We start from the raw sequence: 26,872 nt of genomic DNA on the forward strand, positions 1-26,872 counted from the left end.
ATAGGAGAAATATTTGATTATCAAATTTTTGAGGAGGGAATCGTGTCGTATTTTGAACAGTTTATGAAAGCCAATCAGGCTTATGTTGCCCTACATGGGGAGTTAAATCTGCCACTTAAACCTAAAACCAGAGTAGCTATCGTGACCTGTATGGACTCACGTCTACACGTTGCGCAAGCTCTAGGTTTGGCCCTTGGGGATGCTCATATCTTGCGGAATGCGGGTGGTCGAGTAACTGAGGACATGATTCGTTCACTGGTGATTTCCCAGCAACAAATGGGGACAAGAGAAATCGTGGTGCTTCACCATACAGACTGTGGAGCTCAAACCTTTCAAAATGAAAGTTTTCATGAACATTTGAAAAACGAGCTCGGGGTTGATGTGTCTGATCAAGATTTTTTACCATTTCAGGATGTTGAAGAGAGTGTGAGAGAGGATATGCAGTTGCTTCGAGAATCTCCAATGATTCCTGATGATGTGGTTATTTCAGGTGCTGTCTATGATGTGGATACAGGAAGTATGAGAGAAGTATACTAACTTTGTCTCGAAAAAATCTCATCCTAGCATAAAAACGATTGTTAAAATGTAGGATTTTTAGTTTTAATATAGCTAATATAAAATAATATAAAACAAGGGTATAAATGTTTGCTCTTGTTTTATTTTTGATTGAAAAATAAAGGAAAAAGCGCTACAATGGTAGATGGAAAATGTTGTGTAAAAAACAAGTGATACATAAATACCGGAGGAAATCATGTCTTTTTCTGATTTAAAGCTGTTTGCCCTTTCTTCTAATAGAGAATTGGCAGAGCGTGTGGCGCAAGAGATTGGGATAGAGTTGGGGAAATCGACTGTTCGCCAATTTTCAGATGGGGAGATTCAGGTCAATATCGAAGAATCAATCCGTGGGAAACACGTCTTTATCCTACAATCAACGAGTTCACCTGTAAATGATAATCTACTTGAAATTTTGATTATGGTGGACGCCTTGAAGCGGGCTAGTGCAGAATCTGTCAATGTTGTTATGCCTTACTATGGCTATGCACGTCAGGATAGAAAAGCGCGAGCGCGTGAGCCAATTACTGCAAAACTCGTTGCAAACATGCTAGAAGTTGCTGGAGTAGATCGTTTGTTGACGATTGATTTGCATGCGGCACAGATTCAGGGATTCTTTGATATTCCAGTCGATCACTTGATGGGTGCTCCATTGATCGCGGACTATTTTGAACGTCGTGGGATGGTTGGTTCTGACTATGTGGTTGTCAGTCCAGACCATGGTGGGGTGACTCGTGCTCGTAAATTGGCAGAGTTTTTGAAAACTCCGATTGCGATTATTGACAAACGCCGTAGTGTAGACAAGATGAATACTAGCGAAGTGATGAATATTATCGGTAAGGTAGAAGGTAAGACCTGTATCTTGATTGATGATATGATCGATACAGCTGGAACTATTTGCCATGCGGCGGATGCTCTTGCTGAAGCAGGTGCCGTTGAAGTTTACGCAAGTTGTACGCACCCAGTTCTTTCGGGGCCAGCTATGGACAATATCCAAAAATCAGCTATTAAAAAATTGGTTGTTTTGGATACCATCTACCTACCAGAAGACCGTTTGATTGATAAGATTGAACAAATCTCGATTGCCCACCTCTTAGGAGATGCCATCGTGCGCATCCACGAAAAACGCCCTCTTTCTCCTCTATTTTGTATTGAGAAAAAGATTTAATCCTTCACTTAAAATAGATAGTTCTCCTAGCAGGTTTCTTTTCTTGCTGGGAGATTTTTGTAGTCAAAATCTGCAAACCCTTTCATAATATGCTATACTGATGAAAAAGGAGGATTTCTATGAGCCAAGAATTTATCAATCCAAGCGATGGTGTGGTCCGTCAGTATCTGGCGACCAGTAAAACGTTAGCGGTAGTGGGTTTGTCTGACCGTGAAGAAACAACTAGCAATCGAGTGACTAAGGAAATGCAGGCTAGAGGATATAAAATCATTCCAGTTAATCCCAAGCTTGCAGGTGGGGAAATCTTGGGAGAAAAGGCTTATGCGAGTCTAGCTGAGATTCCTTTCCCTGTGGATATTGTCAATGTATACCGACGTAGCGAGTTTTTACCAGATGTGGCGCGTGATTTTCTCAAGGCTGATGCTAAGATTTTCTGGGCGCAACTGGGACTCGAAAGTTTAGAAGCGGAAGAAATCTTGCGTGCTGGAGGATGCGATAACATCGTCATGAATCGCTGTATCAAGAGAGAACATACTCGTTTAATTCTTGAACAATAAAAAGGTAGCCATGGGCTACTTTTTGTGTTATAAAGTACCAATCAATGCTTGCATACCTAGACTGGTAAGGATGATGGCAATCCAGCAAAGGGCTCCGAGAAGAATGGACTTGCCACTGGATTTGATCATAGCGATAAGATTGGTTTTGAGACCGATGGCGCTCATGGCCATGATAATGAGGAATTTGGATAGTTGTTTGAGAGGGGTGAAGAAGCTGCTAGACACACCAAGAGAGGTAAGGAGAGTCGTTAAGAGAGAAGCCAAGATAAAGTAGAGAATAAAAAGTGGGAAGACTTTTTTTAGTTGGAAATCTTGGCTGTTTTTTTGCTGGCGACTTTGCCAGTAGGAGAGAAAGAGAGTGATGGGAATGATCGCTAAGGTGCGCGTCAGTTTAACAATGGTTGCTGACTCAAGGGTATTGGTTTGGTAAAGACTGTCCCAGGCACTAGCTGTGGCCGTTACAGAGGAAGTATCATTGACTGCAGTTCCTGCAAAGAGGGCGAAGCCGTCATTGGATAGATGAAGCCAGGTTCCTAGAGTTGGAAAGATGAGCGCAGCCAAGACATTGAAGAAAAAGATAACGGAAATGGCTTGGGCTACTTCTTTTTCCTTGGCATGGATAACGGGTGCTGTCGCCGCAATAGCAGAGCCACCACAGATAGAAGAACCTACTCCAATCAAGGTAGCCAGTTTTGTGTCCAGTGCAAAGAAGCGCTGGAAGAGATAGGCAACAATCAAAGCTATTGAAATGGTGGACAGGATGACAGGGAGCGAAGATTGCCCTACCGCGAAGACTTGCGAGATATTGAGACCAAAACCGAGTAAGATAACGGCATATTGGAGTAATTTTTTTGAACTAAAGGTCAAGCCAGCATCCAGTTGTTTGTGGGGTGATAGAAAAGGGTGAAGGAGCATCCCTATAAAGATAGCAAAGACAGGTGCTCCGATGACAGGAAAGAATCCTCCTAGGTACCAAGACATGATAGAAATGACAAGGCAGGCCAAGATTCCTGCCCCATTTTTTGATAAAAATGACATATAAACCTCCGAAAATAAGCACTTATTATTATAGTCCTGTCGAGAAGAAAAGTAAAATAGAAAGTAAAAAATGCAGGTTTCAGATGGATTTTGCGGTCAGGGAGCTTTTGTAGTATAATAGAAATACGTTTTGAAAGTAGGAGGTATCTATGGATTTAACCAAGCGCTTTAATAAACAATTAGACAAGATTCAAGTGTCCTTGATTCGTCAGTTTGACCAGGCTATTTCAGAGATTCCTGGGGTCTTGCGTTTGACCTTGGGGGAACCTGATTTTACAACGCCAGATCATGTCAAGAAGGCAGCCAAGCGAGCCATTGACCAGAACCAATCCTACTATACAGGGATGAGTGGTCTACTGACTCTACGTCAGGCAGCTAGTGACTTTGTTAAGGAAAAATACCAACTGGATTATGCTCCTGAAAATGAAATCTTAGTTACAATTGGGGCGACAGAGGCTTTATCTGCTACTTTGACGGCTATTTTGGAAGAGGGAGACAAGGTACTCTTGCCCGCTCCTGCCTATCCAGGATATGAGCCGATTGTCAATCTAGTTGGGGCAGAGATTGTCGAGATTGATACAACTGAAAATGGTTTTATCTTGACTCCTGAAATGTTGGAAAAGGCTATTTTGGAGCAAGGGGACAAGCTCAAAGCAGTCATTCTCAACTATCCAGCCAATCCGACAGGAATTACCTATAGTCGAGAGCAGTTGGAAGCTTTGGCAGACGTTTTACGCAAGTATGAGATTTTCGTTGTCTGTGATGAGGTTTACTCAGAATTGACCTACACAGGCGAAGTCCATGTATCTCTGGGAACTATGTTGAGAGATCAGGCTATTATTATCAATGGTCTATCTAAGTCTCATGCTATGACAGGTTGGCGTTTAGGCTTTATCTTTGCTCCTGCAGCTTTCACAGCTCAGTTAATCAAGAGTCACCAATATTTGGTTACTGCTGCAAACACCATGGCTCAACATGCTGCGGTGGAGGCCTTAACAGCTGGTAAAAGCGATGCAGAGCCTATGAAGAAGGAATACATCCAGCGTCGAGATTATATTATCGAGAAAATGACTGCTCTTGGTTTTGAAATTATCAAACCAGACGGGGCCTTCTATATCTTTGCAAAAATTCCACCTGGTTACAATCAAAACTCCTTTGCCTTTCTCAAGGATTTTGCTCAGAAGAAGGCTGTTGCTTTTATCCCTGGTGCTGCCTTTGGGCGTTACGGAGAAGGCTATGTTCGTCTGTCTTATGCAGCCAGCATGGAAACGATCAGAGAGGCTATGAAACGACTTGAGGAGTACATGAGAGAAGCATGATTCAGTCTATCACGAGTCAAGGTCTCGTACTCTACAATCGTAACTTTCGGGAGGATGATAAGCTGGTCAAGATCTTCACCGAGCAGGCTGGGAAGCGCATGTTTTTCGTCAAACACGCTGGTCAATCTAAACTAGCTCCGGTTATTCAGCCCTTGGTACTAGCTCGTTTTCTCTTACGAATCAATGATGACGGACTCAGTTACATTGAGGACTATCATGAGGTCATGACCTTTCCCAAGATCAATAGCGACCTCTTTGTCATGGCTTATGCGACTTATGTGGCGGCTCTTGCAGATGCTAGTTTGCAGGATAATCAGCAGGATGCTCCCTTGTTTGCCTTCTTGAGGAAGACTCTGGAGTTGATGGAAGCAGGGATAGATTATCAGGTCTTAACCAATATTTTTGAAATTCAAATCTTGACCCGATTTGGAATCAGCCTCAATTTTAATGAGTGTGTCTTTTGCCATCGGGTTGGTCAGGCCTTTGACTTTTCTTTTAAATATGGAGCCTGCCTCTGTCCAGATCATTACCATGAGGACGAGAAACGTTGCCATCTGAATCCCAACATCCCTTATCTACTCAATCAATTTCAAGCCATTGATTTTGAGACCTTGGAGACTATTTCGCTCAAGCCTGAAATCAAGCAAGAGTTACGCCAATTTATGGATCAACTCTACGAAGAGTACGTAGGAATTCACCTAAAATCAAAAAAATTTATTGATTCCCTAGCCGACTGGGGACAATTACTAAAAGAGGAAGACAAATGAAAAAAATCGCAGTAGATGCCATGGGGGGCGATTACGCACCTCAGGCCATCGTTGAGGGGGTCAATCAAGCCCTAGCTGACTTTTCAGATATTGAGATTCAACTTTACGGAGATGAAAGCAAAATCAAGCAATATCTAACAGCGACAGATCGTGTCAGCATTATCCATACGGATGAGAAAATTGATTCGGATGATGAGCCGACAAAAGCTATCCGTAAGAAGAAAAATGCCAGTATGGTATTAGCAGCTAAGGCAGTCAAAGAGGGAGAGGCAGATGCTGTTCTTTCCGCAGGAAACACAGGTGCCTTGTTGGCAGCAGGATTCTTCATCGTGGGTCGTATCAAGAATATCGACCGACCTGGACTTATGTCAACATTGCCAACTATAGATGGAAAAGGCTTTGATATGCTTGACCTCGGTGCTAATGCGGAAAACACTGCTCAGCACCTCCATCAATACGCTATTCTCGGCTCCTTCTATGCCAAGAATGTTCGTGGGATTGCAAAACCACGTGTTGGTTTGCTCAACAACGGAACAGAAAGCAGCAAGGGAGACCCGCTTCGTAAGGAAACTTACGAATTGCTAGTAGCTGATGAAAGTTTGAACTTTATCGGAAACGTGGAAGCGCGTGATCTGATGAATGGCGTTGCGGATGTTGTCGTAACAGATGGTTTCACGGGAAACGCTGTTCTCAAATCCATTGAAGGTACAGCCATGGGGATCATGGGCTTGCTCAAAAACGCCATTACAGGTGGAGGTCTGCGAGCGAAACTAGGTGCTCTTCTCCTTAAAGATAGTCTCAGAGCTTTGAAAAAACAGCTCAACTATTCAGATGTTGGAGGGGCGGTCTTGTTTGGTGTTAAGGCCCCTGTGGTCAAGACTCATGGCTCAAGTGATGCCAAGGCTGTGTACAGTACGATTCGCCAGATTCGTACCATGCTAGAAACAGACGTAGTTGCTCAAACTGCGCGTGAATTTTCAGGAGAATAAAAAGATGACAGAAAAAGAAATTTTTGACCGTATTGTAACCATTATCCAAGAACGACAGGGAGAGGACTTTGTCGTGACAGAAGCTTTGAGTTTGAAAGACGACCTTGATGCAGACTCAGTGGACTTGATGGAGTTCGTCTTGACGCTAGAAGATGAATTTGGTATCGAAATCAGTGATGAGGAAATCGACCAACTTCAAAGTGTAGCGGATGTGGTAGCGATTATTAAAGGTAAAAAATAGCCATAAGCAACATGCAAGTCATGTTGTTTTTTTGTTTGCAGAAAAAAGAGAAACTTTTAGTAGAAATTGCGAATAAAGAGATGAGAAAGAAAAAGGAGGAACGTTCATGTACATGCCAATCTTGTATCCATGGTACATCAAGTGGTTTTTAAAATAAAAATGAAACAGTTGTTCATTTTCGAATTGTTTTTCGAATAGATAGGTAAGAGGAAAAGGAAGGAGACTACGCGATGTATTTACCAATCTTATTGCCATGGTTTATCAAATGGTATTTAAAATAAATGAAATTTACCTGTTCATTTTAAATCACTTCTCGAATAGATAAGTGAGAAGAAAAGGAAGGAGAGAAGAAAATGATTTCAGTAATTTACCCAATCTGGTTTTTAAAATGGTTTAAAATCTAGAAGTCGTAAACTAAAAAATAGAAATAAAGGAGAAAAAAGATGACAAACTTTGACAAAATGGAACAGAGCTTTGTAACTCTTACAGAAGAAGAGTTGATGGATGTGGATGGGGGTTCTGTTACTGCTGTGGTAGTAGGGGGCATCCTACTTATTGGCGGTATTGCTTGGGGATACTTTATGTGATAATAGGAGGATAAAATGAATATGAATAATTTAAATAATTGGCCAGAGTTGACAGAAGACGAATTGATGAATACTGATGGAGGCGTGATCACATTCGCTACGATTGGTATTGGAGTGACTATTTTCCTTGGCGGTAGATTAATCGGGCAAGATTTAAAGCGTAGGTTTGGATAAAAAGTGATTAGGTATGAAAAATCGAAAAAATTTAATAGGCGTGCTTTTAATCGGTTTTGGAGCACTCTGCGTTCTAGGTGATTTAAATGTAATTACCTTTAAGGTTGATCAGTATGTAGGCTCAGAATTATGGATTCCAATCCTTATTTTAATGATGAGTTATTTGGATTCAGGCGAAAACAAGGTTTAAAGAGAACTATTGTTAGCACGTGGGAAATACTATTGAATAGTCATCTTTTAGTTACTATCAATGAAAAAAGAACTAAAAAAATGGAGAAATAAACGAAGATTTCAGAAAAATTTTCAGTAATTATTATATCAGCTTCAGGAATAGTAGAGCTTTTGGTTGGAGTAGCTATTGAATTAGCTAGTATTATTTAAAAAGGAGAGAATGGAACAATGAAAAAACTGGATGAAAAATTTGACATCATGACAGAAGCAGACTTATCCGTTACTGAAGGAGGCATCGTTGTTACTACTTCAACAGCAATAGCTTGGGGTATTTTAGGAGTCGCTTCTTATATGTATGGGCGTTATCTAGGAAGTAGACGTTAAGCTAAAAATTTGGGATAAAGTATGTAGGGAAATTAACCATGAATCACAACATTAATCTCAATACACTCTTACCTAAATTAGCCACTATATTTCCTTTATTGGCAATCGGCCTGCATCTCGCGCTTCATCTGATTCGTACAGGTTCATTAGTATCCTTTAATTGGCAGTGGACTTTAGCTGGTTTGTTTGCTTCGGGCTATTTTGGTATTTTTTGCAAAGATTTGTCAAAAAATAATCAAAACTATAAATGATCAATCTGAATCAAAAGGATTTTGTGCATGTGAATGGCGGAGTTTTTCCGCCTTTCTTATCAGGTAAATAGGAGTCTACCATGAAAAAATTCTTATTAGGTTTTGTTGAGGGATATTTTATTGCATCACTCATTATCTACATCGCAACGTATTTGATTTTGAAAAATCCGATCAATACCTTGTTTTATCCAGAAACCTATCCAATTCTGCTTGGTCTGTTTTATCTAGGATACAAGTACAAAACAAAAGAAAGTACGATTGGAAATTGATGGACCATCAGATTGGAGTTTGGGATGAAAGTTGTTCAATTACTAGGAAAAGCTTGGCCAGAGACCACTGTATTGTTTAGCTCGATGGCTTATCTAATTATTAGAATCGTAGCTGATGTAAACAAGATACATCTACCTACATGGTTTGAATCTTTTGATATACCTACGATTTCAGTATTCTTGATAATCTTTATCTTACTTTATAGAAGTGAAGAAAAAGATAATAAACGATGACAACATGAGTCTGATTTCTGTAGCTTCAGTATAAGAGAAATATTGGAGTGTTAGACCAATGAACCGTAATCTACATTTAGTTAGGATGGTGTCCGTATGTTAAAAAAGAAGTGATGTTATTAGGGGGGCTTCTACTAGTACGTATTGTACTACCGATCCTTCAAGTTTTAATGGACTATAAGCTATTACCAGGAAAGTATGGTGTAAATTTTATGGAAGTTTCAGACTTGTTCTCTTATCCCCTACTTCTTTTAATCATTTACATAGCGGTAAAATACCATACTATCCAAAAAATAACGGCTAAAGAAGGCAATGAGGACGAAAATGACTAAGATTTTAAAATCTATTCTTGTATTCACTTTCCTATTTTTGATGAATATTTTCATCTTTGGGATACTAGCAACTTTAGGATTTCAGGTAACAATGAGTGAAAATAGTTATATGGTACCCCCGGTGTTTGCGTTTATCGTTTTATACGCCATTCACAAAAGAAGAGGGAAAGGTAAGAAATCTGTGTAATTGAATGATCTAGGCAGGACGCTTGTTCTGCCTATTTTTTGCCAAAAAAAGTGCAGTTGAGGTGTTTATTTGGAGTTTTACATATATTTTTGATAAAATAGGTGTAGAAATTAGGAAAGTTGAAGAAAAGAAATGAAGAAGGTTTTAGGATATTTTTTAGTATTTGTTTTTCTATTTTTGATGAATATTTTCATCTTTAAGATGCTAGCAACCTTGGGATTTCAGCTGACAATGAGTGAAAAGAGTTATATTGTACCACCGCTGTTTTCGATTATCGTTTTGTACATGATTGACAAAAGAATTAGGAAGAAAAAGAAATAAATATATATTTTAGGTAGGACGTTTGTTCTACCTATTTTTATTTAGGGAAAAGTGCTGTTCAGGTGCGGATATTGTTTTTTCAGAAATAATTCCCTTATTTCTTCCTTGTTTGGTTAAAATAATCTTACAAAGTTTTAAGAGATTATTAGAAAAAAGGAGATGGATATGAAATTTGGGAAAAGGCACTATCGTCCCCAGGTGGATCAGATGGATTGTGGCGTGGCTTCCTTGGCCATGGTATTTGGCTACTATGGTAGTTATTACTCCTTGGCTCATCTACGAGAACTAGCTAAGACGACCATGGATGGGACGACGGCTTTGGGCTTGGTCAAGGTGGCAGAGGAGATTGGTTTTGAGACGCGAGCAATTAAGGCGGATATGACGCTTTTTGACTTGCCAGATTTGACTTTTCCTTTTGTTGCCCATGTGCTTAAGGAAGGAAAATTGCTCCACTACTATGTGGTGACTGGGCAGGATAAGGATAGCATTCATATTGCAGATCCAGATCCTGGGGTGAAATTGACCAAACTGCCACGTGAGCGTTTTGCGGAAGAATGGACAGGAGTGACTCTTTTTATGGCACCTAGTCCAGACTACAAGCCTCATAAGGATCAAAAGAATGGTCTGCTCTCTTTTATCCCTATATTAGTGAAGCAGCGTGGCTTGATTGCCAATATCGTTTTGGCAACACTCTTGGTAACCTTGATTAATATTGTGGGTTCTTATTATCTGCAGTCTATCATTGATAGTTACGTACCAGACCAGATGCGTTCGACCTTGGGTATTATCTCTATTGGGTTGGTCATCGTCTATATTCTCCAGCAGATCTTGTCTTATGCCCAGGAGTATCTCCTACTGATCCTTGGGCAACGCTTGTCGATTGACGTGATTTTGTCCTATATCAAGCATGTTTTTCACCTGCCTATGTCCTTCTTTGCGACACGCAGGACAGGAGAAATCGTATCTCGTTTTACAGATGCCAACAGTATCATCGATGCGTTGGCGTCGACCATTCTGTCGATTTTCCTAGATGTGTCGACGATTTTGATTATCTCGCTGGTCTTGTTTTCACAAAATATGACACTCTTTTTCATTAGTCTGCTTGCGCTTCCCATCTATACAGTGATTATCTTTGCCTTTATGAAGCCTTTTGAAAAGATGAATCGGGATACCATGGAAGCTAATGCGGTTCTGTCTTCTTCTATCATCGAGGACATCAACGGTATTGAGACCATTAAGTCTTTGACCAGTGAAAGTTCACGCTATCAAAAGATTGATAAGGAATTTGTGGCTTATCTGAAAAAATCCTTTACCTACAGTCGGGCAGAAAGCCAGCAAAAGGCACTGAAAAAAGTTGCCCAGCTCCTGCTCAATGTTGCTGTTCTCTGGCTGGGAGCTATTCTGGTCATGGATGGGAAAATGAGTTTGGGTCAGCTGATTACTTATAACACCCTGCTTGTTTACTTTACCAATCCTTTGGAAAATATCATTAACCTACAAATCAAACTTCAGACAGCGCAGGTTGCCAATAATCGCTTAAATGAGGTTTATCTAGTAGCTTCGGAGTTTGAGGAGAAGAAAACGGTAGAAGATTTGAGCATGATGAAAGGGGATATGACCTTTAAACAGGTTCACTACAAGTATGGCTATGGTCGTGACGTCTTGTCGGATATCAATTTGACCATTCCGCAAGGGTCTAAGGTGGCTTTTGTGGGGATTTCAGGGTCAGGAAAGACCACCTTGGCCAAGATGATGGTTAATTTTTACGACCCAAGTCAAGGGGAGATTAGTCTGGGTGGTGTCAATCTCAATCAGATTGATAAAAAAGCCCTGCGCCAGTATATCAACTATCTGCCTCAACAGCCCTATGTCTTTAACGGAACGATTTTGGAGAATCTTCTTTTGGGAGCCAAGGAGGGGACGACTCAAGAGGATATCTTACGGGCAGTCGAATTGGCCGAGATTCGAGAGGATATCGAGCGCATGCCACTGAATTACCAGACAGAATTAACTTCGGATGGGGCTGGAATTTCAGGTGGACAACGTCAGCGAATCGCTCTGGCGCGTGCTCTCTTGACAGATGCGCCTGTCTTGATCTTGGACGAGGCGACCAGCAGTCTGGATATTTTGACAGAGAAGCGGATTGTTGATAATCTCATGGCTTTGGACAAGACCTTGATTTTCATCGCCCACCGCTTGACCATCGCTGAGCGGACAGAGAAGGTTGTTGTCTTGGATCAGGGCAAGATTGTCGAAGAAGGCACCCCTGCAGACTTGCTTGCACAGGATGGCTTTTATGCCCATTTGGTCAATAGCTAGAAAGAGGAGAAGATGAAACCAGAATTTTTAGAAAGTGCGGAGTTTTATAATCGTCGTTATCATAATTTTTCCAGTCGGGTGATTTTACCTATGTCACTTCTGTTCATGTTTTTACTGGGATTTGCAGTTTTTGCAGAGAAGGAGATTAGTTTGTCTACCCGAGCAACTGTCGAACCGAGTCGGATCATTGCCAATATCCAGTCGACTAGCAATCAACGCATTGTGGCCAATTATCTGGAAGAAAACAAGTTGGTCAAGCAAGGAGATCTGCTCGTTCAGTACCAGCAAGGGGCGGAGGCTGTCCAGGTCGAAGCATACGCCAGTCAATTGGAGATGTTAAAGGATCAAAAAAAGCAGTTGGGATATTTGCAATCCAGTTTGAAAGAGGGGAGTGATCAATTTCCAGAGGCGGATAAGTTTGGTTATCAGGAGATGTTTCGAGACTATCTCAGCCAAGCTAGTAGTCTTAGGAGTAATGTTTCTCAGCAAAATGCCAGCATCTCCTCTCAAAATGCGGCAGCAAGTCAGAGCCAGGCCGAGATTGGCAATCTTATCAGTCAAACAGAGGATAAAATTCGAGACTACAAAACAGCTAAGTCAGCGATTGAAAAGGGAGATCAACTGGATAGTCAGAATCCAGCCTACTCTTTTTATCAGACCTATAAAAATCAAGGTGAAGAAGATCCGCAAGCTAAATCGCAAGTTATTGCGCAAGTGGATGCACAAATTGCCCAGCTAGAGTCCAGTCTAGCTACGTATCGTGTACAGTATGCGGGTTCTGGAGCTCAGCAGGCCCACGCAACGGGACTGGATAGTCAACTGGAATCGCTCAAGTCTCAGCACTTAGTCAAAGTTGGCCAGGAATTAACTCTTTTGGATCAGAAAATTTTAGAAGCAGAGTCGGGTAAGAAAGTCCAGGGAGGTCTCCTCGATAAGGGGAAGATTACAGCAAGTGAGGATGGGGTGCTTCACCTTAATCCTGAAACCAGTGATTCTACCATGGTCGCAGAAGGAACCCTGCTAGCCCAACTCTACCCATCCTTGGAAAAAGAAGGGAAAACCAAACTCACAGCTTATCTCAGTTCAAAAGATGTTGCTAGAGTCAAGATTGGGGACTCTGTCCGTTATACTACGACTAATGATGCGAAGAATCAAATTTTCCTGGATTCCACGATTACAAGTATCGATGCGACAGCTACAAAGACTGAACAAGGAAATTTCTTTAAAATTGAGGCGGAGACCCATCTGACTTCTGAGCAGGCTGCAACACTTCGCTATGGTTTAGAAGGCCGCCTGCAGATGATTACGGGAAAGAAAAGCTATCTCCGTTATTTTTGGGATCAATTTTTGAATAAAGGGTAATATTCGTGTTTTTCAGAGGATAAATGATTTTAAAACTGTAAGAAGAGTTCATCTTGCAGTTTTTCTTTACGCTTAAAACAGAAAAACGTTATTTATTCGTAAAAACCTTGAATTTTTCATGCTTTTGTGGTAGAATGTGCTCAAGTAAAACGAAAGGCGAACTTTAAAATGTCAAAACAACTGATCTATTCGGGAAAAGCCAAGGATATCTATACAACTGAGGATGAAAATCTCATTATTTCAACTTACAAGGACCAGGCAACTGCCTTCAACGGTGTCAAGAAGGAGCAGATTGCGGGCAAGGGAGTCTTGAATAATCAGATTTCATCTTTTATTTTTGAGAAATTAAATGCGGCTGGTGTAGCAACTCACTTTGTGGAGAAACTTTCAGACACGGAACAGCTCAATAAAAAAGTTGAGATTATTCCTTTGGAAGTTGTGCTCCGCAACTACACGGCTGGTTCCTTTTCAAAACGTTTTGGCGTAGAAGAAGGTATTGCATTTGAGACTCCGATTGTCGAATTTTACTATAAAAATGATGATTTGGATGATCCCTTTATCAATGACGAGCATGTGAAATTCCTTAAAATTGCGGATGACCAGCAGATTGCTTACTTGAAGGAAGAAACCCGTCGTATCAATGAACTTTTGAAGGCTTGGTTTGCTGAGATTGGTCTTAAATTGATTGACTTTAAGCTAGAGTTCGGTTTTGATAAGGATGGCAAGATTATCTTGGCAGACGAGTTTTCACCAGATAACTGCCGTTTGTGGGATGCGGATGGCAACCACATGGACAAGGATGTTTTCCGTAGAGGTCTCGGAGAATTAACAGACGTTTACGAGATTGTCTGGGAGAAATTGCAGGAATTGAAATAATCTGTTTGCAAGACTCTCAAGGTCGTTGGGAACATTGCAAGAGCTGAAATAAAGGAATAAGAATTGATGGATAAACGTATTTTTGTTGAGAAAAAGGCTGATTTTCAGGTCAAGTCAGAGAGTTTGGTAAGGGAGCTCCAGCACAACTTGGGACTGTCAACTTTGAAAAGTATTCGCATTGTGCAAGTTTATGATGTCTTTGATTTGGCAGAGAATTTGTTTGCGCCTGCAGAAAAACATATCTTCTCTGAGCAGGTGACAGACCATGTCTTGGATGAATCAGCCGTGCAAGCGGATCTTACCAACTATGCTTTCTTTGCCATTGAAAGTTTGCCAGGGCAATTTGACCAGCGTGCAGCTTCTTCACAGGAAGCCTTGCTTTTACTGGGAAGTTCAAGTGATGTAACAGTCAACACAGCCCAGCTTTACTTGGTCAATAAGGATATTGATGCGATTGAGTTGGAAGCGGTCAAGAACTACCTGCTCAACCCAGTTGATTCTCGTTTCAAGGACATCACGACAGGGATTGCCAAGCAGGAATTTTCAGAGTCGGACAAGACCATTCCTAAATTGACTTTCTTTGAAAGTTATACGGCAGAAGACTTTGCTCGCTACAAGGCCGAGCAAGGGATGGCAATGGAAGTGGATGATTTGCTCTTTATCCAAGACTACTTCAAGTCAATCGGGCGCGTGCCAACTGAGACAGAGCTCAAGGTTTTGGACACTTACTGGTCTGACCACTGCCGTCACACGACTTTTGAGACAGAGTTGAAACAGATTGATTTCTCAGCTTCTAAGTTCCAAAAACAATTGCAGGCGACCTATGATAAATATATCGCTATGCGCGAGGAATTAGGCCGTTCTGAAAAACCACAAACCTTGATGGATATGGCGACTATTTTCGGTCGTTATGAGCGTGCTAATGGTCGTTTGGATGACATGGAAGTGTCCGATGAGATCAATGCCTGCTCGGTTGAAATCGAGGTGGATGTGAATGGAGTGAAAGAGCCATGGCTTCTCATGTTTAAAAATGAAACCCACAATCACCCAACAGAAATCGAACCATTTGGTGGGGCTGCTACTTGTATCGGTGGAGCTATTCGTGATCCGTTGTCAGGCCGTTCATACGTTTACCAAGCCATGCGGATTTCGGGTGCAGGTGATATTACAGCTCCGATTTCAGAAACTCGCGCTGGTAAATTGCCGCAACAAGTTATTTCTAAAACCGCTGCTCATGGTTATTCTTCTTACGGGAATCAGATTGGGCTTGCGACGACCTATGTTCGTGAGTACTTCCACCCAGGCTTTGTAGCCAAACGCATGGAGCTTGGTGCCGTTGTTGGTGCAGCTCCCAAGGGCAACGTTGTCCGTGAAAAACCGGAAGCGGGTGACGTGGTTATCTTGCTAGGTGGTAAGACTGGACGTGATGGTGTCGGTGGTGCGACAGGGTCTTCTAAGGTTCAAACAGTTGAGTCTGTAGAGACTGCCGGTGCTGAGGTTCAAAAAGGGAATGCCATCGAAGAGCGCAAGATTCAACGTCTTTTCCGTAATGGAGATGTCACTCGTCTCATCAAGAAGTCCAATGACTTTGGAGCAGGTGGTGTCTGTGTGGCTATCGGTGAATTGGCAGATGGTCTTGAAATCGACCTCAACAAGGTTCCTCTTAAATACCAAGGCTTGAATGGTACAGAAATTGCCATCTCTGAATCACAAGAACGGATGGCGGTCGTGGTTCGTCCTGAAGATGTGGATGACTTCGTTGCGGAATGTAATAAAGAAAATATTGACGCGGTTGTTGTGGCAACAGTGACTGAAAAACCAAATCTTGTCATGCACTGGAATGGTGAAACGATTGTCGACTTGGAACGCCGTTTCCTTGATACAAACGGTGTGCGCGTAGTCGTTGATGCCAAGGTGGTAGACAAGGGTGTCAAACTTCCAGAAGAACGCACAACAAGCGTTGACACACTTGAAGCAGATACCCTTGCGGTTCTATCTGATCTCAACCATGCGAGTCAAAAAGGATTGCAGACCATCTTTGACTGCTCGGTCGGTCGTTCAACGGTCAATCACCCACTTGGTGGTCGCTACCAACTCACACCAACTGAGGCATCTGTGCAGAAATTGCCAGTTCAACACGGTGTAACTCACACTGCGTCAGTCATGGCTCAAGGATTCAATCCATATGTGGCAGAATGGTCTCCATATCACGGTGCTGCCTATGCGGTTATCGAAGCAACTGCTCGTTTGGTTGCTGCTGGTGCAAACTGGTCTAAGGCCCGATTCTCTTATCAAGAGTATTTTGAACGCATGGACAAGCAAGCAGAGCGTTTCGGTCAGCCAGTAGCAGCTCTTCTAGGCTCTATCGAAGCACAAATCCAGCTTGGCTTGCCATCTATCGGTGGTAAGGACTCTATGTCTGGTACTTTTGAAGAATTGACTGTACCGCCAACCTTGGTTGCCTTTGGGGTGACGACAGCAGATAGCCGTAAGGTGCTTTCTCCAGAGTTCAAGAATGTTGGTGAAAACATCTACTACATCCCAGGTCAAGCCCTCTCTGCAGAGATTGATTTTGATTTGATTAAGTCTAACTTTGCCAAGTTTGAAGGCATTCAAAAGGCTCACAAAGTGACATCTGCATCAGCTGTCAAATATGGTGGTGTCCTTGAAAGCTTAGCTCTTGCTACCTTTGGGAACCATATCGGTTCAGAGGTGACCTTGCCTGAACTTGAAACAGCCTTGACAGCTCAATTAGGCGGATTTGTCTTCACATCTCCTGAAGAAATCGCTGGAGTAGAGAATATTGGACAAACGAAAGCAGACTTTACACTCGTTGTCAACGGTGTGAAGCTAGATGGACACAAACTTGACAGTGCCTTCCAAGGGAAACTGGAAGAAGTTTACCCAACAGAATTTGCTCAATCTAAAGAATTGGAAGAAGTTCCAGCTGTCGCTTCTGATGCAGTCATCAAAGCCAAGAAAACTATTGAAAAACCAGTGGTTTACATCCCGGTCTTCCCAGGAACAAACTCAGAATATGACTCAGCTAAGGCATTTGAAAAAGAAGGTGCAGAAGTCAATTTGGTGCCATTTGTGACCTTGAATGAAGAAGCCATTGTCAAGTCAGTTGAAACTATGGTTGACAACATCGGCAAAGCTAACATCCTCTTCTTTGCAGGTGGCTTCTCAGCTGCGGATGAGCCAGATGGATCAGCTAAGTTTATTGTCAATATCCTGCTCAATGAAAAAGTGCGTGTAGCCATTGATGGCTTTATCGCTCGTGGTGGCTTGATTATCGGTATCTGTAATGGATTCCAAGCCCTCGTCAAATCAGGCCTTCTTCCATATGGAAGCTTCGAGGATGCTAACGGTACTAGTCCAACCCTCTTCTACAATGATGCCAACCAGCACGTGGCCAAGATGGTGGAAACTCGGATTGCCAATACCAACTCACCATGGTTGGCTGGAGTACAAGTGGGCGATATCCATGCCATTCCAGTATCGCACGGTGAAGGGAAATTTGTCGTGACGGCTGAGGAATTTGCGGAGCTCCGCGACAATGGTCAAATCTTTAGCCAATACGTTGACTTTGAAGGCAAGCCAAGTATGGATTCTAAGTACAATCCAAACGGTTCAATCAACGCTATCGAGGGAATCACTAGCAAGAACGGCCAAATCATCGGTAAGATGGGTCACTCAGAACGTTATGAAGACGGTCTCTTCCAAAACATCCCAGGAAATAAAGACCAGCACCTGTTCGCGTCAGCTGTGCGTTATTTCACAGGGAAATAAAAGGTATAAAAAATGACATACGAAGTAAAATCTCTTAATGAAGAATGTGGTGTTTTTGGTATCTGGGGACATCCAGATGCTGCTAAATTGACCTATTTTGGGCTCCACAGTCTTCAGCACCGTGGTCAGGAGGGGGCAGGGATCCTCTCCAATGACCATGGACAATTGAAGCGCCATCGTGATATGGGGCTTTTATCAGAAGTCTTCAGAGATCCTGCTAATTTGGATAAATTGACAGGGACTGGAGCGATTGGACACGTGCGTTATGCGACTGCGGGAGAAGCTTCTGTAGACAATATCCAACCTTTCCTTTTTCGCTTTCATGATATGCAGTTTGGCTTGGCTCATAATGGAAATCTGACCAATGCAGAATCTCTCAAGCAAGAATTAGAACAAAGAGGCGCGATTTTCAGCGCGACTTCGGACTCGGAAATCTTGGCTCACCTCATTCGTCGGAGTCACAATCCGAACTTGATGGGCAAAATCAAGGAGGCGCTCAGCCTTGTCAAAGGTGGCTTTGCTTATATCTTGCTGTTTGAGGACAAGTTGATTGCTGCGCTTGACCCTAATGGTTTCCGTCCGCTTTCTATCGGAAAAATGGCTAATGGAGCGGTAGTCGTTTCCTCTGAAACTTGTGCCTTTGAAGTAATCGGCGCGGAGTGGATTCGCGATGTGAAACCAGGCGAGATTGTCATTATTGATGACAATGGCATCCAGTATGATAGCTATACGAATGATACTCAGCTCGCGATTTGCTCTATGGAGTATATCTATTTTGCCCGTCCTGACTCCAATATCCATGGAGTCAATGTCCATACGGCACGGAAACGTATGGGTGCCCAATTAGCGCGTGAATTTAAGCATGAGGCAGATATCGTGGTCGGTGTGCCAAACTCGTCACTCAGTGCAGCTATGGGCTTTGCGGAAGAATCAGGACTCCCAAACGAAATGGGTCTTATAAAAAACCAATACACCCAACGCACCTTTATCCAACCAACTCAAGAATTGCGGGAGCAAGGTGTGCGGATGAAGCTATCAGCCGTTTCGGGTGTTGTTAAAGGCAAACGTGTGGTTATGGTGGATGATTCCATTGTCCGAGGGACAACCTCTCGTCGCATCGTTCAGCTATTGAAAGAAGCAGGTGCGTCTGAGGTTCACGTTGCTATTGGCAGTCCAGCGCTAGCTTATCCATGTTTCTATGGGATTGATATCCAGACGCGTCAGGAGTTGATTGCTGCCAATCATACGGTTGAAGAGACCTGCCAAATCATTGGTGCGGATAGCCTGACCTATCTTTCAATTGATGGCTTGATTAACTCTATCGGGATTGAAACAGATGCACCGAATGGTGGTCTCTGTGTCGCTTACTTTGACGGAGATTACCCAACTCCTCTCTATGATTATGAAGAAGAATATCGTAGAAGCTTAGGGGATAAGACAAGTTTTTACAAATAGGCGGAAGACGATTCTCCATGAAAGGAAAGGAAGAGAAGATGACAAATAAAAATGCTTATGCTCAGTCGGGCGTGGATGTTGAAGCGGGTTATGAAGTTGTTGAGCGGATCAAAAAGCACGTGGCTCGTACGGAGCGTGCAGGTGTCATGGGGGCTCTTGGTGGTTTCGGTGGCATGTTTGACCTTTCAAAAACAAATGTCAAAGAGCCTGTCTTGATTTCAGGGACTGATGGTGTCGGAACCAAGCTTATGCTAGCCATCAAGTACGACAAGCATGACACGATTGGGCAGGACTGTGTAGCCATGTGTGTCAATGATATCATCGCTGCAGGTGCGGAGCCCCTCTATTTCCTCGACTACGTCGCGACTGGTAAAAATGAACCAGCTAAACTAGAACAAGTGGTTGCTGGTGTGGCAGAAGGATGTGTGCAGGCAGGCGCTGCCCTCATTGGTGGGGAAACGGCTGAAATGCCTGGTATGTATGGCGCAGATGACTATGACTTGGCTGGTTTTGCGGTCGGTGTGGCTGAAAAATCTCAAATCATTGACGGCTCAAAAGTGGCAGAAGGGGATGTGCTTCTCGGACTTGCCTCAAGTGGGATTCACTCTAATGGTTACTCACTCGTTCGTCGTGTCTTTGCCGACTATACAGGTGAGGAAGTTTTACCAGAATTGGAAGGCAAGAAACTCAAGGAAGTTCTTCTTGAGCCGACTCGTATCTATGTTAAGACTGTCTTGCCACTCATCAAGGAAGAGTTGGTCAACGGCATTGCCCACATCACTGGTGGCGGCTTTATCGAGAATGTCCCTCGCATGTTTGCGGCTGACTTGGCTGCAGAGATTGAGGAAAGCAAGGTTCCAGTCTTACCAATCTTCAAAGCTCTTGAAAAATACGGTGAAATCAAGCACGAAGAAATGTTTGAAATCTTCAATATGGGTGTAGGCCTCATGCTGGCAGTCAAGCCTGAAAATGTAGGTCGTGTCAAGGAATTGCTGGATGAACCAGTCTATGAAATTGGTCGCATCGTCAAGAAAGAAAACGAAAGTGTCATCATCAAATGAAAAAAATAGCGGTTTTTGCCTCTGGTAACGGCTCAAATTTTCAGATGATTGCCGAAGAATTTCCGGTGGAGTTTGTCTTTTCAGACCATCGTGACGCCTATGTGCTGGAACGTGCAGACAAGCTCGGCGTCCTGTCCTATGCTTTTGAACTCAAGGAGTTTGAGAACAAGGCGGACTACGAAGCAGCTCTTGTCGAACTCTTGGAAGAACACCAGATTGACTTGGTTTGCCTCGCTGGCTACATGAAAATCGTTGGACCAACCTTACTTGGAGCCTACGAGGGGCGTATTATCAATATCCATCCAGCCTACCTGCCCGAATTTCCAGGAGCTCATGGGATTGAGGATGCTTGGAATGCTGGTGTTAGTGAGAGCGGCGTGACCATTCACTGGGTGGATTCGGGTGTGGATACAGGAAAGGTCATCAAACAAGTGCGTGTGCCACGGCTGGCTGATGATACGATTGATAGTTTTGAAGCCCGGATTCATGAAGCGGAGTACAAGTTGTATACAGAGGTGTTAGATAGTTTGGGAGTGGAGAGAAGATAATGCGTCAAAGCAATAAGAAATCATGTAAATATATATGCCGTCTTTGCATCATAATAATTGTATGTATTTTATGGCTTGGGTATCCGAGTGCACCTTTTAAAGATTTTATATTAGAAAATATTTTAGCTCCTCTATTCATTACTATTTTCACTTTATCGTGGACAAAATTTAGAACAGGAAAAAATTTTAGAGGAAAATTTGATTATTTCATTTGCGCATTCGGAATGTTTATTTTATTGATGTGTGTAATTGGACAGACGTATCAAGGCTTTAATTCAGAAGAAGCTATTTGGAATTTAGACAAAATAATATTAAATAATATTAACAAGATACTAACTTTGTTTTTTATTCCACTGGTAGTTGGTTATTTTACTGATCGTTTTGTTTTTGAGTTAGAAAAATTAGAACATAGTAAATAAAATAGTAATAAGGAGAACAAATGACTAAACGAGCACTTATTTCAGTCTCAGATAAAGCGGGCATTGTTGAATTTGCCCAAGAACTCAAAAAACTTGGTTGGGATATTATCTCGACAGGTGGGACAAAGGTTGCCCTTGATAATGCTGGGGTGGAGACCATTGCGATCGATGATGTGACTGGTTTTCCAGAAATGATGGACGGTCGTGTCAAGACCCTTCATCCAAATATCCACGGGGGTCTTTTGGCTCGTCGTGACTTGGACAGCCACTTGGAAGCGGCTAAAGATAATAAGATTGAATTGATTGACCTTGTGGTGGTCAATCTCTATCCTTTCAAGGAAACCATTCTCAAACCAGACGTAACTTATGCTGATGCAGTTGAAAATATCGATATCGGTGGGCCGTCTATGCTTCGTTCAGCAGCTAAAAACCATGCCAGCGTGACGGTTGTGGTAGACCCTGCTGACTATGCAGTGGTTTTGGATGAGTTGTCAGTTAATGGCGAAACAAGTTATGAAACGCGTCAACGTTTGGCAGCCAAGGTTTTCCGTCATACAGCAGCTTATGATGCCTTGATTGCAGAATACTTCACAGCTCAAGTGGGTGAAAGCAAACCTGAAAAACTCACTTTAACCTATGACCTCAAGCAATCAATGCGTTATGGTGAAAATCCTCAACAAGACGCAGACTTCTACCAAAAAGCCTTGCCAACGGATTACTCCATTGCATCAGCCAAACAGCTTAACGGTAAGGAACTATCCTTCAACAATATCCGTGATGCGGATGCTGCCATTCGTATTATCCGTGATTTCAAAGAACATCCAACCGTTGTGGCTTTGAAACACATGAACCCATGTGGAATCGGTCAGGCTAATGATATTGAAACTGCTTGGGACTACGCTTATGAGTCTGATCCAGTGTCTATCTTCGGTGGGATTGTGGTTCTCAACCGTGAGGTGGATGCTGCGACAGCTGAGAAGATGCACGGCGTTTTCCTCGAGATCATCATCGCACCGAGCTATACAGATGAAGCGTTAGCCATTTTGACCAACAAAAAGAAAAACTTGCGTATCCTTGCCTTGCCATTCGACGCTCAGGATGCCAGTGAAGTAGAAGCAGAGTACACAGGCGTAGTAGGTGGACTTCTGGTGCAAAATCAAGACGTGGTCAAGGAAAGCCCAGCTGACTGGCAAGTGGTGACCAAACGCCAGCCAACCGAGACAGAAGCGACAGCTCTTGAGTTCGCTTGGAAGGCCATCAAATACGTCAAATCAAACGGAATCATCGTAACCAACGACCACATGACACTTGGTGTTGGCCCGGGTCAAACTAACCGTGTGGCCTCTGTTCGTATCGCCATTGACCAAGCCAAAGACCGTCTTGACGGCGCTGTTCTTGCTTCAGATGCCTTCTTCCCATTTGCGGATAACGTGGAAGAAATCGCCAAAGCAGGTATCAAGGCCATCATCCAGCCAGGTGGGTCTGTGCGTGACCAAGAGTCTATCGAAGCAGCGGATAAATATGGCTTGACCATGGTCTTCACAGGTGTAAGACATTTTAGACATTAAAAAACGAAAGGGAAGAAAACGGTTTCTTTCCTTTTTTGGTTTAAAATGCTAAGTGAAACAAGATTAAAACGAACGTTTGTGATATAATGTTAGTAAATAATTCGCAAAAGAGGTTGAGAGATGAAGCTGTTAGTTGTCGGTTCGGGTGGTCGTGAACATGCGATTGCTAAGAAGTTACTTGAATCAAAAGACGTTGAAAAAGTTTTTGTAGCCCCTGGAAATGATGGAATGACTCTGGATGGTCTGGAATTGGTAAATATCTCTATTTCCGAACATTCTAAATTGATTGAGTTTGCAAAAGCCAACGATATTGCTTGGACCTTCATTGGTCCAGATGACGCCCTTGCGGCTGGGATTGTGGATGATTTTAACCAAGCTGGGCTCAAGGCTTTTGGTCCGACTAGGGCTGCATCGGAGCTGGAGTGGTCCAAGGATTTTGCTAAGGAAATAATGGTCAAATACAGCGTTCCGACAGCAGCCTATGGCACATTCTCAGACTTTGAGGAAGCTAAGGCCTATATCGAAAAGCAGGGGGCTCCTATCGTGGTCAAGGCGGATGGCTTGGCGCTTGGGAAAGGTGTCGTCGTTGCTGAGACAGTTGAGCAAGCAGTCGAAGCCGCTCACGAGATGCTCTTGGACAATAAATTTGGTGACTCAGGTGCGCGTGTGGTTATTGAGGAATTTCTTGAAGGTGAGGAATTTTCACTTTTTGCCTTTGTCAATGGTGACAAGTTCTACATCATGCCAACAGCTCAGGATCACAAACGTGCCTACGATGGTGACAAGGGGCCTAACACGGGCGGTATGGGTGCCTATGCGCCAGTTCCTCACTTGCCAGAGAGCGTGGTTGCCACAGCGGTTGACACTATTGTCAAGCCAGTTCTTGAAGGGATGATTAAAGAAGATCGTCCGTATCTTGGTGTCCTCTACGCGGGGCTTATTTTGACTGCTGACGGTTCGAAGGTTATAGAGTTTAACGCTCGCTTCGGAGATCCAGAAACGCAAATCATCTTGCCTCGTTTGACATCTGACTTTGCACAAAATATCACGGATATCCTCGATGGCAAGGAGCCAAACATCACGTGGACGGATAAGGGTGTGACGCTAGGCGTGGTTGTAGCTTCAAACGGCTACCCGCTAGATTATAAAAAGGGCGTTGAGTTACCAGCTAAGACAGAAGGCGACATCATCACCTACTATGCAGGGGCTAAGTTTTCGGAAAATAGCAGAGCACTGCTGTCAAATGGCGGACGTGTTTACATGCTCGTCACCACAGCAGATACTGTCAAAGACGGACAAAACATTATTTACAGTGAACTCGACAAACAAAACACAGAAGGTCTCTTTTACCGAACAGATATCGGAAGCAAGGCTATAAAAGATTAGTAGCTACTAAATTTGTCATGGCGAGCGAAAGCGAGCCAAAGTAAGATAATGGTCGCCGTGGTGAAAAGACCAGAACAATTTCTGTTCTGGTCTAGGGAAACTTTGAGACTCTAGGCTCAAAGTTTAGGAATGAAACCGAAGGTTTGCTTCCGTCCCCACCACCTAAGACCATTATCAAAAAAGAAGAAAAAAGGAAAAATTATGACTAAACCAATTATTTCCATCATCATGGGCTCCAAATCAGACTGGGCCACCATGCAAAAAACAGCAGAAGTCCTAGACCGCTTTGGTGTAGCCTACGAAAAGAAAGTCGTCTCTGCCCACCGCACACCAGACCTTATGTTCAGACATGCAGAAGAAGCCCGTAGTCGCGGTATCAAGGTCATTATCGCTGGTGCTGGAGGTGCAGCCCATTTGCCAGGTATGGTCGCAGCAAAAACAACCCTTCCTGTCATTGGTGTACCAGTCAAATCACGTGCTCTTAGTGGCGTGGACTCGCTCTACTCTATCGTGCAGATGCCAGGCGGTGTACCTGTGGCAACCATGGCTATCGGTGAAGCAGGCGCGACCAATGCGGCTCTTTTTGCCCTCCGTCTCCTATCAGTAGAGGATCAGGCTATCGCGACAGCTTTGGCAGATTTTGCAGAAGAACAAGGAAAAATCGCAGAGGAGTCTACAAATGAGCTCATCTAAAACAATCGGAATTATCGGTGGCGGCCAGCTGGGTCAGATGATGGCCATTTCTGCTATCTACATGGGCCACAAGGTTATCGCGCTGGATCCTGCCGCGGATTGCCCAGCCTCTCGCGTGGCGGAGATCATCGTGGCTCCTTATAATGATGTGGATGCCCTCAGTCAGTTGGCTGAGCGTTGCGATGTCCTCACTTATGAATTTGAAAATGTTGATGCTGGCGGTTTGGATGCGGTTATCAAGGATGGACAACTCCCCCAAGGAACAGACCTCCTTCGCATTTCTCAAAATCGCATCTTTGAAAAGGATTTTCTCTCAAACAAGGCACAAGTCACTGTGGCACCTTACAAGGTCGTGACCTCAAGCCAAGACTTGGCAGATATTGACCTATCGAAAAACTATGTCCTCAAAACGGCGACTGGTGGCTACGACGGTCATGGACAAAAGGTCATTCGCTCGAAAGCAGATTTGGAAGAAGCCTATGCATTAGCAGATTCAGCAGACTGCGTTTTGGAAGAATTTGTCAACTTTGACCTCGAAATTTCCGTCATCGTGTCGGGAAATGGCAAGGACGTGACAGTTTTCCCAGTTCAGGAAAATATCCACCGCAACAACATCCTGTCTAAGACCATCGTTCCAGCTCGAATTTCTGATAGTCTAGCAGATAAAGCCAAATCTGTGGCGGTGCGAATTGCAGAACAGCTCAAGCTATCTGGAACCCTCTGCGTGGAAATGTTTGCGACAGCTGATGATATTATCGTCAATGAGATTGCGCCACGTCCACACAACTCAGGGCATTACTCCATCGAAGCCTGCGACTTTTCACAGTTTGACACGCACATCTTGGGTGTTCTCGGAGCACCATTGCCAGCTATCCACCTACATGCGCCTGCCGTTATGCTCAACGTTCTCGGTCAACACGTTGAGGCCGCTGAAAAGTATGTCGTAGAAAATCCAAGCACCCACCTCCACCTGTATGGTAAAATAGAAGCAAAGCACAACCGTAAGATGGGACATGTGACCTTGTTTAGTGATGTACCGGATAGTGTGGTTGAGTTTGGGAAGTAAGACAGGACCCCAGTTATAAGGTCCGTCGTCTTACCCCTGCAAGGTTGACTAGGCTTGTCGTGGCTGATAAAGTCAGCAAGAGAAGTTAGTCAACTACTGCTAGAAGGGATTGATTTTTCAGAAAATTCTGTGGAGGAAATACTATAGATGAAACCAATTATCCCGAAAAGTCCGGAAGTGCCGAAAGAGTTCTCTGATAAAGAAATCTCTTTTTTGACTAAGAGTGTTTTTGGGGAAATAATCGAACCTCAGCCGTGTGATGTTTTATTTGTTTTCAGCGGAACTCATCCAGGCCACTGGGAAAAAGCTATTGAGGCTTATCAAAAAAGCTATGTAAGAAGAATTATTGTGACCGGCGGTCGAAGTTTGACAGGAACGCCTCATCCAGATTGGAATGGACATACAGAGGCAGAGGTTATTATCCAGCATCTGATGGCTGCAGGCATTCCTGAAGAAGCGATTAAATCTGAAAACTCCTCTAGCAATACTTTAGAAAACGTACTGTTTGCCAAAGAAATTTTTGATTTTAATACTGTTGAGACCGTTATGTTCATTTGCAAAAGTCACGCGACTGGTAGGCAATGGCGGACCTTGGCTCAGCACTTGCCAAAGCATCTTCGCTACATCCCATATACCTTCAATGCTTTTTACAAGGATGTTGAGATTGGTCGGTATAGCTGGATGAATACAGACATTGGCAAGTCCAGAGTTTGGGGAGAATATCTGCGGCTTCTCCATTATGGAGAAAAGGGAGATATTTTAAAGTTAGATGTTGAATTGTGATAT

Annotated in this window: 30 protein-coding genes; 29 read left to right on the forward strand and 1 reads right to left on the reverse strand. The window is 43.2% G+C overall.

Going from position 1 to position 26,872, the window contains the following annotated elements:
* Positions 1–42: 42 nt before the first annotated feature.
* The 3 genes from B7709_RS05490 (at position 43) to B7709_RS05500 (ending at position 2,277) form a co-directional block, all read left to right on the forward strand.
* A complete protein-coding gene (locus B7709_RS05490; protein ID WP_162279162.1) occupies positions 43–537 on the forward strand; it encodes a beta-class carbonic anhydrase in 495 nt (164 codons plus the stop codon).
* 214 nt (positions 538–751) lie between these two features.
* Positions 752–1,720 (forward strand): ribose-phosphate diphosphokinase, encoded by a 969-nt coding sequence (locus B7709_RS05495; RefSeq protein ID WP_061454250.1) that lies wholly within the window; start codon positions 752–754, stop codon positions 1,718–1,720.
* A gap of 119 nt (positions 1,721–1,839) precedes the next feature.
* Positions 1,840–2,277, forward strand: coding sequence for a CoA-binding protein (locus B7709_RS05500; RefSeq protein WP_084972020.1), 438 nt, complete (start codon positions 1,840–1,842; stop codon positions 2,275–2,277).
* A gap of 27 nt (positions 2,278–2,304) precedes the next feature.
* Here the strand turns inward: B7709_RS05500 and B7709_RS05505 are convergent, their stop codons facing one another.
* Entirely contained in the window at positions 2,305–3,315 is a 1,011-nt protein-coding gene (locus B7709_RS05505) for a YeiH family protein (protein ID WP_084972021.1), read from the reverse strand.
* A gap of 149 nt (positions 3,316–3,464) precedes the next feature.
* Between B7709_RS05505 and B7709_RS05510 the strand changes: the two genes are divergently transcribed.
* The 26 genes from B7709_RS05510 to B7709_RS05630 all read left to right on the forward strand — a co-directional run bounded on the left by B7709_RS05510 (position 3,465) and on the right by B7709_RS05630 (position 26,869).
* Complete coding sequence (locus tag B7709_RS05510; RefSeq protein WP_061454248.1) at positions 3,465–4,634, forward strand: pyridoxal phosphate-dependent aminotransferase; 1,170 nt, start codon at positions 3,465–3,467, stop codon at positions 4,632–4,634.
* Positions 4,631–5,401: a DNA repair protein RecO gene (gene recO, locus B7709_RS05515; protein WP_061454247.1), complete on the forward strand. Its 771-nt coding sequence runs from the start codon at positions 4,631–4,633 to the stop codon at positions 5,399–5,401. The genes B7709_RS05510 and recO overlap by 4 nt, the downstream gene beginning before the upstream one ends.
* Positions 5,398–6,390: a phosphate acyltransferase PlsX gene (gene plsX / locus B7709_RS05520; RefSeq protein ID WP_084972022.1), complete on the forward strand. Its 993-nt coding sequence runs from the start codon at positions 5,398–5,400 to the stop codon at positions 6,388–6,390. Before recO ends, plsX begins: the two co-directional genes overlap by 4 nt.
* A gap of 4 nt (positions 6,391–6,394) precedes the next feature.
* Positions 6,395–6,631: an acyl carrier protein gene (locus B7709_RS05525; RefSeq protein WP_084972023.1), complete on the forward strand. Its 237-nt coding sequence runs from the start codon at positions 6,395–6,397 to the stop codon at positions 6,629–6,631.
* Positions 6,632–7,074: 443 nt separating this feature from the next.
* Complete coding sequence (locus B7709_RS05530) at positions 7,075–7,218, forward strand: class IIb bacteriocin, lactobin A/cerein 7B family (RefSeq protein WP_084972024.1); 144 nt, start codon at positions 7,075–7,077, stop codon at positions 7,216–7,218.
* A gap of 15 nt (positions 7,219–7,233) precedes the next feature.
* Entirely contained in the window at positions 7,234–7,392 is a 159-nt protein-coding gene (locus B7709_RS05535) for a class IIb bacteriocin, lactobin A/cerein 7B family (RefSeq protein WP_001056955.1), read from the forward strand.
* 13 nt (positions 7,393–7,405) lie between these two features.
* Positions 7,406–7,582, forward strand: a complete 177-nt coding sequence (locus B7709_RS10115; protein WP_164497054.1) for a hypothetical protein — start codon at positions 7,406–7,408, stop codon at positions 7,580–7,582.
* Between the two features lie 209 nt (positions 7,583–7,791).
* Positions 7,792–7,947, forward strand: a complete 156-nt coding sequence (locus B7709_RS10120) for a hypothetical protein (RefSeq protein ID WP_000732134.1) — start codon at positions 7,792–7,794, stop codon at positions 7,945–7,947.
* 38 nt (positions 7,948–7,985) lie between these two features.
* Complete coding sequence (locus B7709_RS05540; RefSeq protein WP_084972025.1) at positions 7,986–8,198, forward strand: bacteriocin immunity protein; 213 nt, start codon at positions 7,986–7,988, stop codon at positions 8,196–8,198.
* A gap of 80 nt (positions 8,199–8,278) precedes the next feature.
* The gene (locus tag B7709_RS05545) at positions 8,279–8,467 is read left to right on the forward strand and encodes a hypothetical protein (RefSeq protein ID WP_084972026.1); all 189 of its coding nucleotides are present in this window, start codon (positions 8,279–8,281) and stop codon (positions 8,465–8,467) included.
* 24 nt (positions 8,468–8,491) lie between these two features.
* Positions 8,492–8,701, forward strand: coding sequence for a bacteriocin immunity protein (locus tag B7709_RS05550; RefSeq protein WP_084972027.1), 210 nt, complete (start codon positions 8,492–8,494; stop codon positions 8,699–8,701).
* A 324-nt stretch (positions 8,702–9,025) separates the two neighbouring features.
* Positions 9,026–9,220 (forward strand): hypothetical protein, encoded by a 195-nt coding sequence (locus B7709_RS05560; protein ID WP_084972029.1) that lies wholly within the window; start codon positions 9,026–9,028, stop codon positions 9,218–9,220.
* Positions 9,221–9,352: 132 nt separating this feature from the next.
* A complete protein-coding gene (locus tag B7709_RS10260) occupies positions 9,353–9,541 on the forward strand; it encodes a hypothetical protein (RefSeq protein WP_084972030.1) in 189 nt (62 codons plus the stop codon).
* A 165-nt stretch (positions 9,542–9,706) separates the two neighbouring features.
* On the forward strand, positions 9,707–11,860 hold the full coding sequence (comA, locus tag B7709_RS05570; protein ID WP_084972031.1) for a peptide cleavage/export ABC transporter ComA: 2,154 nt from the start codon (positions 9,707–9,709) through the stop codon (positions 11,858–11,860).
* 12 nt (positions 11,861–11,872) lie between these two features.
* Positions 11,873–13,222 carry a competence pheromone export protein ComB gene (gene comB, locus B7709_RS05575; protein WP_000801579.1) on the forward strand — a complete coding sequence of 450 codons (1,350 nt, stop codon included), beginning with the start codon at positions 11,873–11,875 and terminating at the stop codon, positions 13,220–13,222.
* A gap of 168 nt (positions 13,223–13,390) precedes the next feature.
* Positions 13,391–14,098 (forward strand): phosphoribosylaminoimidazolesuccinocarboxamide synthase, encoded by a 708-nt coding sequence (purC, locus tag B7709_RS05580; RefSeq protein WP_000043285.1) that lies wholly within the window; start codon positions 13,391–13,393, stop codon positions 14,096–14,098.
* Positions 14,099–14,164: 66 nt separating this feature from the next.
* Positions 14,165–17,890: a phosphoribosylformylglycinamidine synthase gene (locus B7709_RS05585; protein ID WP_084972032.1), complete on the forward strand. Its 3,726-nt coding sequence runs from the start codon at positions 14,165–14,167 to the stop codon at positions 17,888–17,890.
* 12 nt (positions 17,891–17,902) lie between these two features.
* On the forward strand, positions 17,903–19,345 hold the full coding sequence (gene purF, locus B7709_RS05590; RefSeq protein WP_084972033.1) for an amidophosphoribosyltransferase: 1,443 nt from the start codon (positions 17,903–17,905) through the stop codon (positions 19,343–19,345).
* 38 nt (positions 19,346–19,383) lie between these two features.
* Positions 19,384–20,406 (forward strand): phosphoribosylformylglycinamidine cyclo-ligase, encoded by a 1,023-nt coding sequence (gene purM, locus B7709_RS05595; RefSeq protein WP_084972147.1) that lies wholly within the window; start codon positions 19,384–19,386, stop codon positions 20,404–20,406.
* Complete coding sequence (gene purN / locus B7709_RS05600; RefSeq protein ID WP_084972034.1) at positions 20,403–20,954, forward strand: phosphoribosylglycinamide formyltransferase; 552 nt, start codon at positions 20,403–20,405, stop codon at positions 20,952–20,954. Before purM ends, purN begins: the two co-directional genes overlap by 4 nt.
* Positions 20,954–21,373, forward strand: coding sequence for a hypothetical protein (locus B7709_RS05605; protein ID WP_084972035.1), 420 nt, complete (start codon positions 20,954–20,956; stop codon positions 21,371–21,373). Before purN ends, B7709_RS05605 begins: the two co-directional genes overlap by 1 nt.
* Before the next feature lie 20 nt (positions 21,374–21,393).
* Positions 21,394–22,941 (forward strand): bifunctional phosphoribosylaminoimidazolecarboxamide formyltransferase/IMP cyclohydrolase, encoded by a 1,548-nt coding sequence (purH, locus tag B7709_RS05610; RefSeq protein WP_084972036.1) that lies wholly within the window; start codon positions 21,394–21,396, stop codon positions 22,939–22,941.
* A gap of 120 nt (positions 22,942–23,061) precedes the next feature.
* The gene (gene purD / locus B7709_RS05615) at positions 23,062–24,327 is read left to right on the forward strand and encodes a phosphoribosylamine--glycine ligase (protein WP_084972037.1); all 1,266 of its coding nucleotides are present in this window, start codon (positions 23,062–23,064) and stop codon (positions 24,325–24,327) included.
* A gap of 201 nt (positions 24,328–24,528) precedes the next feature.
* Positions 24,529–25,020: a 5-(carboxyamino)imidazole ribonucleotide mutase gene (purE, locus tag B7709_RS05620; protein WP_000165491.1), complete on the forward strand. Its 492-nt coding sequence runs from the start codon at positions 24,529–24,531 to the stop codon at positions 25,018–25,020.
* Positions 25,007–26,086, forward strand: coding sequence for a 5-(carboxyamino)imidazole ribonucleotide synthase (gene purK / locus B7709_RS05625; RefSeq protein WP_084972038.1), 1,080 nt, complete (start codon positions 25,007–25,009; stop codon positions 26,084–26,086). Before purE ends, purK begins: the two co-directional genes overlap by 14 nt.
* 147 nt (positions 26,087–26,233) lie before the next feature.
* Entirely contained in the window at positions 26,234–26,869 is a 636-nt protein-coding gene (locus tag B7709_RS05630; protein ID WP_084972039.1) for a YdcF family protein, read from the forward strand.
* Positions 26,870–26,872: the final 3 nt, after the last annotated feature.

The sequence above is a fragment of the Streptococcus oralis subsp. dentisani genome (assembly GCF_002096335.1).
In the GTDB taxonomy this organism is placed as follows: domain Bacteria; phylum Bacillota; class Bacilli; order Lactobacillales; family Streptococcaceae; genus Streptococcus; species Streptococcus oralis_Z.